The organism is Brevibacillus sp. 1238 (assembly GCF_029892995.1).
GTDB classification, from domain to species: domain Bacteria; phylum Bacillota; class Bacilli; order Brevibacillales; family Brevibacillaceae; genus Brevibacillus; species Brevibacillus parabrevis.
Window position 1 is genome coordinate 272,673 of sequence record NZ_JARXWC010000003.1, and the last position, 12,708, is coordinate 285,380.

Here is a 12,708-nt window from a genome sequence, read left to right on the forward strand (position 1 = left end):
CGTTTTTTTTCCGCAGAAAAGACAAGCCTACGGTTGCTTATTCAAGCCTTCGAGAGCTTGTCCAAAACAACAAAAGCTGTCGCTGCAAAAAGCAGCTCCCACTCCTGGGGTGTTTTTGCATAAAGAGGACGTCGCATGAGGCAAAGGAGTGGGAGAACGGGGGAAGGCGCGTACCTTACAAAGCTTTTGCCGATCCTTCGATCACTTTCAATACGACGGGTTCAGCCTCGTCTTCTTCGTGCGTGGCAAATGCCTCGGCCGGAGGTGGAGCATCCGGGATGATCGCGGCAATGCGGTTCAGCGGGATGAGAATACAAGTTCCGTGGTTGGCGTCCAGCGCAAGCTCGATGATTCCATCGTCTACTCTCTTTAGTTGTCCGACCCGATAAGGTCGGCTGTCCGGCCCCCAGTCGGAAGTAAGGATCACTTCGATGGTCCGGTTTTGCCGCATGCATTTTTGCAGTTCCTTGCGCAGTCCAGCCACGCTTTCCTGCTCGGGAGTATCCTCTGCTTCTACGTCCACTTTGACAATCGGAGCGGGAATGACCAACGGCTTGGGCGCTTCGAACTGGACGATTGGCGCTTCTACTTGAACGGTCGGGGTGGCGCTGGTGACGGATACATGAGGAGCAGGCGTCGTCACTTTCACCTGGGGTGCGCGCACGTGGAGGCGGACGATTCGGTGTAGCCTGTCTAGCAAGCGGTTGGCAATCCGGCTACCGGGCTGACGGCGCCTGCTGCTCGCGGCTGACTTCGCTCTGGCCTTCTTTTTGGCTGATTTCAAGAGAATACACCTCCTACTGTCTTGCTTTATCCTATTCAGCACAAAAACGGACCGAAATGGACAAATACCCGCAGAGAACGAAAATCAGGCAGGAAAACATCGGTAAATTTAGCGGAAATTTTTAAAATCAAATGGAAAATCGTGTATACTATTCAGGTAATCTCAAAAAGAGAGATGGAGGATTTACCATGAATCAAATGCCAATGACCCCAATGGGAGTGGGGAAATTATTGGACAAAAGCTTTAACGTTTACCGTCAGCACTTCGGAGCGTTCTTTCTCCTGGCTCTTATTTGGTTTGGCCCTTTTCTGCTGGTGCAACAGTTGCTCCTGATCGATGTCAGCAGCATTCCGCTGCTCATGCAGGATACGGAAGGGCTGGAATTTTGGGAAGCAATGGGTGAAAAGTTTGGTGGTCAGGAAGATTTGCTCACCCAAAACGTAGCCATGATGCTTCTGTATGCGTTTGTCGTTGCGCCGTTGATGATGGTTGTTGCCTATCCGCAATTGATCGCGGGTGCCACGTTCATGACGAAGTCTGCGTTGGAGGAACAGCCTGTTGATTTGAAGGCGGGATTGAAGCAAGCATTGGGCAGATTTTGGCCGCTTGTGGGGAGCACGATTGTTTACGGCTTGCTGGCGGTCGCCTTGACGATCGGTTTTCTGCTCGTCTTTATGCTCATCGGCTTCTTGCTGGTGCTGGCTACCGGAAATTCGATCGAAACGTTCTTCGATTCCGACAGCACGTTGAGTCCGTTTATTTTTATCGTTGTCTTTTTGTTCGGCTACATCTTGTTTTTGGCCGGAATCGTTCTCGTCCCGGGTTATTTCCTGCTCAGATGGAGCTTTTACCTGCCGCTCGTCCTGTTTGAAAGAAACGGCATCGGGATCGACAAAAGCTGGAATTTGACAAAAGGAAATTTTTGGCGATTGTTTGCGATCTACCTCGTGCTCAGCATTCTGTATTCGATCTTTTCCGGCGGCATCCAGGTGGCTGTCATGGGCATTATGGGAACGTCTGTCATCTCCCAAATCATCATGGTCGTGCTCAGTTGCCTGCTGATGCCGTGGATGGCGATTGTTTATGCGCTCGCCTACTTCGATTTGCGCGTCCGCAAAGACGGCACGGACCTGGAAGCCCTCATGAGCAAACAACTGGATCAAGATATCGACCGCCTTTTGGCAAAAGATTCAGGAGCTACCCATGAGTAACGCAAACCCTTGGACAGCGGACAAGGAGCATTTGCAGGAAATTTTGCAAAGGGACGAATTTCACGCTCTTCAGGACAACGGGCCAAGCCTCTGGGAGAGAGTGATCGATTTTTTGATCGACTTGATTTCCAAACTTTTTTCGTGGTCAGAAGTTCCGGCGGGGGCTGCCACGACGGCATCCACCGTTGTCCTGATCGTCGGAGCATGCTTGCTGATCGCGGTCATTTTTTGGCTGTTCCGCAGAATGGTATGGGAACAAAAGCGGCAGTCGCCCCTGTTCGTTCACGGTGAAAAAATTCGCACGCACGCCGATTACTTGCGGGAAGCAAAAGAATGCGCTGCCCGCGGTGATTGGCGTGCAGGGGAGCGCTCGCTGTTTTTGGCGCTGCTTGTCTACATGCAAAAGCAGTCGTGGATTCGGATCGAGCAATGGAAGACGAACTGGGAATACGCAGCGGAAATCGAACTCAACCAGCCGCAGGCAGAAGGGCAGTTTCGCCGTTTTGCGCGCGCCTTCGAGCAGGCTTGGTACGGGCAAGTAGAAGTAGATCAATCCGGCTATGCAGAGCGGATTCGCGAGCTGGAGCAGATTTTTGGCAAGGAGGGACAGCATGAATAGCCTGAGAACGTATCGGATCGGCATCATCGTGGCGATCGTGCTGCTCATCGTCGTCGGCTGGTTTGTGGTCAAGCCGGCAGCGACCCACTTGCCGCCTTACCTGGCGTCTTCCGCTCAGCCGGACGGAATCAAGGCTGTACTGCTTTTGCTGGAAGAGAAAGGCGGACGGGTCAAGGAATGGCGTCAGCCCACTCACATGCTGCCGACAGCGTCTGGACAGGCGCTTCTGGTCGTGGAGCCGCAAAGCTTGACGGACAAGGAACAGGAGTCCTGGCTTGATTGGGTCGAGAACGGAAACGACCTGCTTCTGTTTTCCGAGCATCCAATCGATTGGGAAGATTTGCCCTTTGAGCCGAAATTCAGCGAAGGTGCAAGCAAAGAACGCAATATTCAAGGCCAGGGACTGCCAGAAGGACAGAGCGGAAAAGCCAGGACGCTTGTCAGATGGCAGGAAGCAGATGGGCTGGAGCCGCTGTTTTATGACGAGCAAGGGATTCTTGCAGGCAGAGTCGAGCTGGGGGCTGGAAGCGTCTCGTATTTTCTCGTCCCGGATTGGTTGACGAATCGCAAAATAAACGAATTGTCCCATTTTGAGGCGGTATGGCCGCATTTGCAAGAAAACTGGTCGGTGATCTGGGTGGACGAATATCACCACGGGTTGCAGGAGACGCCGGGTTTGCTGGCGATTTATCCCGGCTGGCTGGTCGCGACCATCATTCAGCTGTCGCTTGTGTTGCTGTTGTTCGTCTGGTGGAAAGGGAAACGGTTTGGCCCTGTCTACACTTTGCGCGAATGGACGGTGCGACGCGGGGACGAAACGCTTCTCGCCGTGGCGAGCTGGTATGAGCGGCGAAGCCTTGCGCGTGATGCGCTCGCGCACAGGGAGGCGTACTTGCGCCAGTTGCTGCACGACCGCTGGGGGATTCACCAAAAAGCGGACCGCGCACAAATTTTGCACAGTGCCAAGCAGCGGTGGAGCGAACCGCGCGTCCAGAAGCTCGCTGATGTGCTGGAGCGTCTGGAACGAGTGCGCAGCCAGGAGAAATACTCGGCGAAGCAGCTTTTGGCAGACAGTCTTTTGCTGGATGAAATGATTACGGAATTAATGAAGGAGTGACGTATACATCGTGGAGCCATTGTTGCAACAGATGGAAAAAGAATTGGTTGGACAACGCCAAAACATCCGGCTGCTCGTGACCGCCTTGCTCGCTGGCGGCCATGTTTTGCTGGAAGGAGTGCCGGGAATCGGAAAGACGAAAATGGTTCGTGCTTTGTCGGGACTGATCGGCGGGGAGAGCAGACGAATCCAGTTTACGCCGGACATGATGCCTTCTGACATCATCGGCCATGTCGTATTCAACATGCAGGACAATCGCTTCGAGACGATCAAAGGCCCTGTCTTTGCCAATTTGCTCCTGGCAGACGAGATTAACCGCACGCCGCCGAAAACCCAGGCAGCTTTGCTGGAAGCGATGGAAGAAGGACAAGTGACGATTCACGGCGTCACGTACCCTTTGCCCGATCCGTTTTTCGTCGTCGCGACACAAAACCCGGTGGAGTACGAAGGAACTTACGTGCTGCCAGAGGCGCAGCTCGACCGCTTTTTGTTCAAGCTGACGATGCAGTATCCGTCGCACGAAAGCGAGAAGCAAATCCTGATTCAACACGCGCCGTTTACGCGAAAGCAAGAAGAAAAACAAGCGCCAGTCTACAGTCTGGACGATATTTTGGCACAGCGCCGCAAGTTGCAAGACGTTGTGGTCGACGATTCGATTTTCGAGTACATTACCACCTTGATTCGCAAGACGCGAGAAACGAAGCGGCTGCTGCTCGGAGCCAGCTCGCGCGCGGGGATTGCCGTTTTGATGGCCAGCAAGGCTTGGGCGCTTCTGGACGGCAGAGAGTATGTGACGCCGGATGATGTGAAGATGGTTGCCCGGCCTGCCTTGAGGCACCGTCTCATCCTGTCACCCCAGGTAGAATTGGAGGGGGGTACCAGTGACCACATCATCGAAGAAACGTTGGCCGCTATCCCGGTTCCTCGCTGATTTGTTGGCAGACCGCTTCGTTTTGCCGACGAAGCGGCTGCTCGTGCTGTTGCTGCTCGGCGCGCCGATTGCTATCGTCGGCTTTGTGCTTCAGGCGGGCTTTACGGCATTTTGGCTGTACAACGCCTTGATCTTGCTGGCGAGCCTGTTTGATTGGCTGACGCTGCCCAAGCGCAAGGACCTGGAGATTCGCCGCGTGCTTCCTGAGCAAAGCGATATGGGACAGTCGTTCATGGTCGAGGTGGAGCTGGCAAACAAAAGCGGTCAGTCCGTGTCTTTTGTTCTCCAGGATGACCTGCCGCTGTCTTTTGCGGAAACAGGGCCGATCCATGGCATCATGAAAAGCGGCGAATCGCGTATCAGCTACCAGACGCGTGGCACGGAGCGGGGGCGTTATGATTTTCGCTGGCTGTACTTGCGCTGGAGCGGAAAGATCGGGTTGTGGCATCGGCAAAGCCGTTTTGCTGCTCCCCAGGCGATCAAAATTTACCCGGACTTGTCACAAGTTCGCGGCTATTTGAACTCGTTGCAGGAAAGCTTGATTGTCGACGGCAAAAAAATTGTGCGGCGGGCGAGGGCGGGCTCTGAATTTCATGCGATCCGCGAATACGTGCCGGACGATGATCCGCGCACGATCAACTGGTCGGCGTCTGCGCGCTCCAGGCGTCTGATGACGAACCAGTATCGGCCGGAGCACGGGAAAGTCATTACGATTCTCGTCGACTGTGGCAGGCTGATGGGAGTGGAGCTGAACAACCAGAGCAGGCTTGACCAGTCGCTGGAAGCGGCAATCACGCTCGCCGCTGTCGCACTGCGTCAGGGAGATCAGGTAGCGTTTCTGGCTTACTCGCATGAGATCAAGAAGTACATACCGCCAGGGCGAGGCATGGGGCATTTGCACACGATTTTGGAAGCGAGCTACGACTTGTCCCACGATTTTGTCGAGGCAGACCCGGCCAAGGCGCTGGAGTTTATGCATCGCCAGCAAAAGCGGCGCAGCTTGATGGTGCTTTTTTCCGACATGGAAAATTACCTGGTGGAAGATTTGCTCGTCGGCTATTTGTGGAAAATGCGCCGATCGCACTTGTTTTTGCTGCTCTCGCAAGCCGATCCGGTGCTGCACGAGTGGAGTCGCGTCCCGGTGGAAAACAGCCGATTGGCGTACGTCAAGGCAGTCGCACAGCGTTTTCAGCTCGACCGCAAAGCTTTTCAACAAAAAATGACCGGCGCGGGCATCCAGGTACTCGATGTTCCGGCCGATCAGTTGACGCTCGCGGTGATCAATGCTTATTTGGATATAAAAGCGCGCGAGGCATTGTGAGCCTGGCGTCTTCGCCCGAAAAAGTACCAGAGGGCGAGCAACAGCATGGTGGCAGCCGCGACGAGGTATTTGACCTCCAGGGACAGCGAGGAAGGTGTGATATAGCCTTCAATGATCCCCGCCACAAACAGCAGCGGCAAAGTGGCGAGCAACAGCTGGGCTGATTCCTTGGCTGCCTCCAAAAACTGATGTTTGCGGTCGTAGCGGCCTGGCACAAGCAGACGATAACCCATGTGCAAGCCTGCTCCTCCGGCGATGAAGATCGCAGTCAGCTCGATGACGCCGTGCGGCAAGATGTACGCCCAGAAAGCGTAGCTGCTGTCGGCTTGAAAATAGACGGCAGCCAATGCTCCGACCAACAGTCCGTTGAACAGCAGCAAATAGATCGGAACGAGTCCGAACGTAATCCCGCTCACAAAAGCGAGAATGGCGACTTTCATGTTATTGGTCATGATCATCGTAGAAATAACGGGACTGTTGATGGCGTCGTGCCCCTCGCCGAGTCTGGACGGATCGATCTGCTCGGCCATTCCCTGCGGCAGCACGTAGTACAGGTTGAGCGGATCAGCCAGCACCGCGACGAATCCCGATACGCCGCCGATCACAAAAAGCAGGGCGGCCATCCCGATGAAGCTGATCCGATTGTGCATCAGCGCAATCAGATGGACGCCGAAAAAATGTCTGAGCTGCTGCCAGCTCCCGGACTGCTGCTTGTACGTCAAGTTGTGGGCGCGGGAGACGAGCTGATTGAGGTAAAGCGTGATTTCGTCTGCTGGATGATACGAGCGAACCAGCGCCAGATGAGCGGAAGCTTTTTTGTACAAATGGGTCAGACGATCTATGTCTGCGGCTGTGATGTGCCGTTGCTTGCGGGTGAATCGTTCGACCAGTTGTTCCAGTTCGGCCCAAGCTGCTTTATGCTTGTGCCAAAACGAGGTAATATCCATGGATATGGCCTCCTTATCTAGTAAAATGAGAGGGAGAAGCGAACCGGCATGAATGAAAATCCATCCATGAACCAGGCGAGCCGAGAAGCGTCTGTTGTCACACCTGAGCATGTCATGCTGCGATTCCAGACAGCGGGATTGGGCAGTCGTGCCGCCGCTCAGCTCATCGACACCGTCATTTTGTTCCTGGTTAATCTTACTGTATTTATTGTGATCGGTATAGTCATTTTTGGGAGGAAAGATAATTTTTTCCTGGATGCGGACAACTATGCATTCGCGATCGGGCTCTTCCTGATTTTTGTCCTCAACTTCGGCTATTTCTTGTTTCTGGAGGCGCTCTGGTCGGGACAAACCGTGGGGAAAAGATGGATGGGGATTCGCGTCATCCGCGACAACGGCCAGCCAGCGACGTTTTTGTCTTCGACGATTCGCAATCTGTTCCGCATCATTGACGGCCTCCCATCCGGCTATTTTCTCGGGGCACTGGTCTCGTTTTTTCATCCGCGAGACAAGCGCATCGGCGATCTGGTCGCAGGTACGATCGTCGTGGTAGAGGGTGGCGGACGCACTGGCCTTTTCCAAAAAAACAAGCGCAAAAAAGCGGAGAGCCTGGCGTCGTTCCAAGAGCCGCTACTTCTGACCGAAAGCCAAAAGCAGTCGTTCACACGGGAGGACTGGGTGCTCCTTTCTACCTTTATGACGAGACAAGCGACGCTGTCAGAAGACAAGAAGCTGGAGCTGGGAAGACAGCTCGCAAGCATGCTGCAAAAGAAGCTGGACTACAAGGAAGAGCACGCCGTTTCCGGGGAGCCGCTCCTGTTTTTGCAGCAGCTGTACCGTACGCTGGAAAGAGAGTGGACTCTGGGAAAATAGCGATAACCAGGCGGGCCCACGCACTTTGATGAATACGTGGAGAGACTTGCAACCGAAAAGAGCAGATATCGTCGCAACGAATCGCGATGGTATCTGCTTTTTTTGACCAAAAATTCCACTTTTTTCGCAAACGGTTTGTCGAAAAATAATCTATGTTATAATAAAACCTCATTCTATGTCACAGAAAGGAGGAGGGGGCCGATGAACGACAAATACATGGGAACTTCATCGACTTCGTCAACTACGTTGCCACTCCCGGCGAACGGGAAGCAGGCGGGAAGACGCAAACGAGGCAGCCTGCTGCAGGCATTGTTTCCCTCCAGAACAGAAGGCAAGCGACCACTGCTGCCAATCGCACTCGCTGTACTGGTTTGGGTAGGACTTGCTTATGCAGGTTACGCCTTTGCTGCCCATACGCTGGACAAGCAGCAGCAATTTGTGAACCTGCGGATCAATCAGATACAAGAAGAGAACCAGAAGCAGATGCAAGCTTTGGGAGAGCAGCTGGTGACGGTGCAGGACGAGATGAAAGCGGTGCAGGCTGGTCTTGGCAATCTGGAGGAAGACCTGCAATTGACAGGTGAAACAATCGGCGGAACGAACAAAACAAAAGAAGCCTTGCAGGATCGGATTGACCAGCTGAACAAGCAACTGGTTGATTTGAAGGCGTCGCTGAAAAAACTGGAGGATGCCGCTCGTGCTTGGTAAAGTCAACCGCTTTTTCCTGTTCCTGCTGGCACCAGCTCTCGGCTTCCTCGTTGCCTTTTCCACGATCCAGCCTGCGGAAACGTTGCAGGCAGAAGGTTTGGCGCTCTCGGCACACGAATCGAAAAAGCTGGCGGATGACTTGGGGCAGCAATTGGATGACACGAAGACAAAGCTGCGCAACGTCGAGATTGTCGTGGAAGATATTCGCGATCGCGCCAAGGCGGAGCAAAAAGATTACGAAGAGCAAAACAAGCACATCAACAACTTGCTTGTGACGAGCAGATCGCAGACACAAAAGTCGGCGGATGTGCTGGACACGATTTTGTCGAACATGCTCGGCAATCCAATCGGGCAGTCTTTCGGGAAAAAGTCGACCGTCAAAGTATATTCGCTGCAAGAAGCGGGCTATCGCGGATATATGGCGAAAGTTCGCCTCCAGGACCCGAGCGCCTTGAAGATGGTCCTGGCGAACAACTCGGTCAAAAGCAAAGGCGAGACGACAAGCCATGCCGGCAAGCGCACGGGAGCTGTTCTGGCGATCAATGCCGGAGGCTTCATGAGCGACAGCAAAGGCTATCTCCAGCCGCTCGGCATTACCGTTGTTGACGGCAAGATTCGCACGTTTTCCAACAATTCGAATCTGAGCTTCGTCGGCTTCAACAACAAAGGCCACCTGGTGGGAGCGAACATCAAGACCCAGGCGCAAATTACCCAGCAGGGCATTTTGCAAGGGGCGAGCTTCTTGCCAAGGCTGCTCCAGGACGGAAAACGCTTGCCGATTCCCCGCGCCTGGGCGAACGCTCGCCAGCCGCGCACGCTCATCGGTCACTTCGATAACGGCGACTTGCTCGTCATCGTGATCGACGGCAGAAGAGAAGGCTGGAGCAATGGGGTTACGCTCGAAGAAGCACAGCGCAAATTGCAAGAATTTCACGTTGTCGATGCATACAATCTCGATGGCGGCGGTTCCAGCGCGTTTTATTACAACGGCAAACTGTTGAACAAGCCTTCTGGCGGGAAGGAACGGCCTGTTGTCAGCAATCTGGTGATCATGCCGTAAATCAAAAAACGATTGGAATGATGCACACTCTTCCGACGAGGCACAGCACTCGCGTTCGGGAGAGTGTTTTTTTCTTGGCAAGAGAGCGGACGGGTTGACCGGAAAAAATGCTGAAAATTATAATAATAGCAAAAGGAAGCAATAACCAGGGGGGATCGTATGAAAAAAAGGACAGTGCTAGCCCTCTCGTTCGTTGTCGTTTGTTCGCTTGCGCAGTTTGCCATTGCCAAAGTTCCCGGCGTTCCGGAAGGCGTAGATGGCGCCACAAAAGGAATCGTAGCGGTCTCCCACCCTGCGGCCGCACAGGTTGGCCGCGACATTTTGGCCAAGGGCGGAAATGCCATCGATGCCGCTGCCGGAATCCAGCTGGCGCTCAATGTGGCAGAGCCGTACATGTCAGGAATCGGCGGCGGTGGTTTTATGCTGATTTACTTGAAGGATCAGAATAAAATTACGATCATCGACAGCCGCGAAGTCGCTCCGGCCAAGGTGACCGCTGACATGTTTCTGCAAGCGGACGGAAAGCCGATCCCGTTTGAACAGCGGCACACTAGCGGCAAGGCAGTCGGTGTGCCCGGGACTTTGCTTGGCGTGGCAGAAGCGCTGGACGATTACGGTACGTGGGATTTGCCGCAAGTGCTTGCACCTGCCATCGAGCTGGCGGAAAAAGGCGTGCGCGTCAACTGGGTGACGGCAGACTACATCGCCAAGTCGCGCGACAAGCTCGAAAAGTATGCGACTGCGGCGAAGGTGTTCCTTCCACAAGGACAACCGCTTGCGGAAGGGCAAATTCTCGTGCAGCCCGATCTGGCAAAAACGTTGAAACTGATTCGCGACAAAGGACCGGACGCCCTGTACGCAGGGGAAATTGGGCAAGCGCTTGTCCAAGAAGTGCAGCGCACAGGCGGCACGATGACGATGGATGACCTCAAGGCTTACCAGGTCAAGGAACGGGAGCCGATCCGCGGCATGTTTCGCGGCTATGAGGTGATCTCCATGGCTCCGCCCAGCTCGGGTGGCTTGACCATGATCCAGATTTTGAAGCTGATGGAAGGGTACAACAACCAGCAGGACGGCTTCGGGTCCGTGACCTATTTGCATCATCTGATAGAAGCGAACCATCTCGCATACGCTGACCGGGCGGCGTACATGGCAGACGAGGATGTGTATCCCGTGCCCAAGCAGGGACTGCTCCACGACGATTACATAAAAGAACGGCGCAAGCTGATTGGAGAAGAAAAAGCCAATTCGCAAGTAACGGCTGGCGATCCGTGGCGGTTCGATCCTGGTCGCAAGCCTGAGGTTGCCTTCAAGCTGATCGACAATTCGCCAGTCAAGCAGACGACTCATTTTTCCGTTATGGACAAATGGGGCAATCTCGTCTCGTACACGACAACGATTGAGGACGTCTTTGGCAGCGGTGTGATGGTGCCAGGCTACGGCTTTATGCTCAACAATGAGCTGACCGACTTTGACGCGGTACCTGGAGGTGTCAATCAGGTGGAGCCTGGCAAGCGCCCGCGCTCCAGCATGACACCGACGATCGTGCTGAAAGACGGGAAGCCGTTCCTCGCTATCGGTTCGCCAGGCGGATCGACGATTATCGCTTCCGTGTCACAGACGATTCTGAATGTGATTGACCACGGCATGAGTATTGAGGAGGCAATCCGTGCGCCACGCCTTTTTTCCAGCGAATATCCGCATGTCTCCTGGGAAGCGGGGATTGACCAGGATGTCATTTTGCAGTTGATGGCAAAAGGTCATGTTTTCGCCGAGGAGCCGACGGATATCGGCAATGTGCAGGCGATCGTCTACGATTTTGAGACAGGCAAAATGTACGGGGGAGCGGACAATACGCGAGAAGGGACTGTGCTGGGCGTCGACGCCATCGCCTATACAGCCGCTGAACCGCCGGAAGTTTCGTATGAAGCGGGAGGGCCGTTTGCCATCTCGGTAAATGGGCAGACGTACCCTTTTTTGGCCGAGCAAAAGCTGGTCGCAAAAGGCATCGCGTATGTGCAAGCGGACAAATTGCTGCTCGGTTTGGGCGCGGGCTCAGAAGACTTCCGTTCAGACGCCCTCACCGTAAACGGCACGGAGTATCTCCCGGTCAAAAAAGTCGCGGAAAAGCTCGGATATGCCGTTAGCTGGGATGAGCGCGCGCGAGTGATCGCCTTGAACAAATAAATTCGCATGAGCGAAAGGTGGAAGCGACATTGAAAAAAGTATTGGTACTCGGGGGAACCCGCTTTTTTGGCAAGCGTCTTGTGCATCTGCTGATTGAATCGGGAGCAGATGTGACTGTGGCGACGAGAGGCTTGACCGAGGTAGACTTGCCGCCGCAGGTGAAGCGGCTTGTAGTTGACCGCGACGATAAAGCTTCGCTGGCAATCGCGGGGGAAGAGCAGTGGGATATCGTGTACGACAACATTTGTTATTCCTACCAAAATGCGCTGGACGCATGTGAAGTTTTTCGCGGCAAGGTCGGCAAATACGTGTTGACCTCTACCTTGTCCGTCTATGATTATGCGGAGCAGGCGCTGAAAGAGGAGGAGTTTGATCCGTATACGTATCCGCTGCGCCCGGGAACTCGCGAGGGCGTCAGCTATCAGGAAGGCAAGCGCCAGGCCGAAGCGGTATTTTTCCAGACGGATGCCTTTCCTGTTGTCGCCGTGCGTTTTCCGATCGTGCTTGCGGAAGAGGACTACACGCGCCGACTGCATTTTCACGTTGAACATGTCCACGAGGAACAGCCGATCGGGCTGGAAAATCCGCAAGCGACCATGTGCTTTATTCACGCTGGCGAAGCCGCGAGATTTTTGCAATGGGCGGGAACGGGCTCTGTGACAGGGCCAGTCAATGCCAACTCGCACGGCACGGTGACGTTGCAAGCTTTGCTCGACAACATTGCGCAAGCCGTGGGGAAACCGGCGCGCATTCAGCCAGAAACCGCTCCTTCCGACCAGTCGCCTTTTGGATTTCCCCATTCCTTTTTCATGGACAACAGCAAGGCAGCTGCCGCAGGATTTGCCTTTTTGACCCTCGAATCTTGGCTGCCAGCGCTTATTCAGACGATTGCAAAAGAAACAATGCATGCAAAAGCGTGACAATCCGTCCTTTTTTTTCGTCTAACTCCA

12 protein-coding genes are annotated in these 12,708 nt (G+C 54.2%); 10 read left to right on the forward strand and 2 right to left on the reverse strand.

Annotated elements, in window-relative coordinates:
* Nucleotides 1–175: 175 nt before the first annotated feature.
* Nucleotides 176–784, reverse strand: a complete 609-nt coding sequence (locus M2298_RS08895) for a hypothetical protein (protein WP_280648447.1) — start codon at nucleotides 782–784, stop codon at nucleotides 176–178.
* A gap of 188 nt (nucleotides 785–972) precedes the next feature.
* Between M2298_RS08895 and M2298_RS08900 the strand changes: the two genes are divergently transcribed.
* Genes M2298_RS08900 through M2298_RS08920 form a run of 5 tightly spaced genes read left to right on the forward strand, consistent with a single transcriptional unit; the run spans nucleotide 973 to nucleotide 5,983 of the window.
* Nucleotides 973–1,995 carry an ABC transporter ATP-binding protein gene (locus tag M2298_RS08900; protein ID WP_280648448.1) on the forward strand — a complete coding sequence of 341 codons (1,023 nt, stop codon included), beginning with the start codon at nucleotides 973–975 and terminating at the stop codon, nucleotides 1,993–1,995.
* Nucleotides 1,988–2,614 carry a DUF4129 domain-containing protein gene (locus M2298_RS08905; RefSeq protein WP_122965121.1) on the forward strand — a complete coding sequence of 209 codons (627 nt, stop codon included), beginning with the start codon at nucleotides 1,988–1,990 and terminating at the stop codon, nucleotides 2,612–2,614. The genes M2298_RS08900 and M2298_RS08905 overlap by 8 nt, the downstream gene beginning before the upstream one ends.
* The gene (locus M2298_RS08910; protein ID WP_280648449.1) at nucleotides 2,607–3,731 is read left to right on the forward strand and encodes a DUF4350 domain-containing protein; all 1,125 of its coding nucleotides are present in this window, start codon (nucleotides 2,607–2,609) and stop codon (nucleotides 3,729–3,731) included. Before M2298_RS08905 ends, M2298_RS08910 begins: the two co-directional genes overlap by 8 nt.
* A gap of 10 nt (nucleotides 3,732–3,741) precedes the next feature.
* Nucleotides 3,742–4,662 (forward strand): AAA family ATPase, encoded by a 921-nt coding sequence (locus tag M2298_RS08915; protein WP_122965123.1) that lies wholly within the window; start codon nucleotides 3,742–3,744, stop codon nucleotides 4,660–4,662.
* Nucleotides 4,613–5,983 carry a DUF58 domain-containing protein gene (locus tag M2298_RS08920; protein WP_217021419.1) on the forward strand — a complete coding sequence of 457 codons (1,371 nt, stop codon included), beginning with the start codon at nucleotides 4,613–4,615 and terminating at the stop codon, nucleotides 5,981–5,983. The genes M2298_RS08915 and M2298_RS08920 overlap by 50 nt, the downstream gene beginning before the upstream one ends.
* Here the strand turns inward: M2298_RS08920 and M2298_RS08925 are convergent.
* Nucleotides 5,950–6,930 (reverse strand): stage II sporulation protein M, encoded by a 981-nt coding sequence (locus tag M2298_RS08925; protein ID WP_280648450.1) that lies wholly within the window; start codon nucleotides 6,928–6,930, stop codon nucleotides 5,950–5,952. The two genes, M2298_RS08920 and M2298_RS08925, sit on opposite strands and share 34 nt — an antisense overlap.
* A gap of 48 nt (nucleotides 6,931–6,978) precedes the next feature.
* Here M2298_RS08925 and M2298_RS08930 point away from each other — a divergent pair, with 48 nt between their 5' ends.
* From M2298_RS08930 to M2298_RS08950, 5 genes are all read left to right on the forward strand, one after another.
* Nucleotides 6,979–7,803, forward strand: a complete 825-nt coding sequence (locus M2298_RS08930; protein ID WP_122965126.1) for an RDD family protein — start codon at nucleotides 6,979–6,981, stop codon at nucleotides 7,801–7,803.
* Nucleotides 7,804–8,004: 201 nt separating this feature from the next.
* Entirely contained in the window at nucleotides 8,005–8,511 is a 507-nt protein-coding gene (locus tag M2298_RS08935; protein ID WP_122965127.1) for a coiled-coil domain-containing protein, read from the forward strand.
* On the forward strand, nucleotides 8,501–9,571 hold the full coding sequence (locus M2298_RS08940) for a phosphodiester glycosidase family protein (protein WP_122965128.1): 1,071 nt from the start codon (nucleotides 8,501–8,503) through the stop codon (nucleotides 9,569–9,571). Before M2298_RS08935 ends, M2298_RS08940 begins: the two co-directional genes overlap by 11 nt.
* A 159-nt stretch (nucleotides 9,572–9,730) precedes the next feature.
* A complete protein-coding gene (ggt, locus tag M2298_RS08945) occupies nucleotides 9,731–11,758 on the forward strand; it encodes a gamma-glutamyltransferase (RefSeq protein WP_122965129.1) in 2,028 nt (675 codons plus the stop codon).
* Nucleotides 11,759–11,787: 29 nt separating this feature from the next.
* On the forward strand, nucleotides 11,788–12,678 hold the full coding sequence (locus tag M2298_RS08950) for an NAD-dependent epimerase/dehydratase family protein (protein WP_122965130.1): 891 nt from the start codon (nucleotides 11,788–11,790) through the stop codon (nucleotides 12,676–12,678).
* Nucleotides 12,679–12,708: the final 30 nt, after the last annotated feature.

Excerpts from the sequence above, each read along its gene's own strand:
- M2298_RS08900 (WP_280648448.1), top strand. The coding sequence starts at position 973 with ATGAATCAAATGCCAATGACCCCAATGGGAGTGGGGAAATTATTGGAC.
- M2298_RS08905 (WP_122965121.1), top strand. The coding sequence starts at position 1,988 with ATGAGTAACGCAAACCCTTGGACAGCGGACAAGGAGCATTTGCAGGAA.
- M2298_RS08910 (WP_280648449.1), top strand. The coding sequence starts at position 2,607 with ATGAATAGCCTGAGAACGTATCGGATCGGCATCATCGTGGCGATCGTG.
- M2298_RS08925 (WP_280648450.1), bottom strand. The coding sequence starts at position 6,930 with ATGGATATTACCTCGTTTTGGCACAAGCATAAAGCAGCTTGGGCCGAA.
- M2298_RS08930 (WP_122965126.1), top strand. The coding sequence starts at position 6,979 with ATGAATGAAAATCCATCCATGAACCAGGCGAGCCGAGAAGCGTCTGTT.
- M2298_RS08935 (WP_122965127.1), top strand. The coding sequence starts at position 8,005 with ATGAACGACAAATACATGGGAACTTCATCGACTTCGTCAACTACGTTG.
- ggt (WP_122965129.1), top strand. The coding sequence starts at position 9,731 with ATGAAAAAAAGGACAGTGCTAGCCCTCTCGTTCGTTGTCGTTTGTTCG.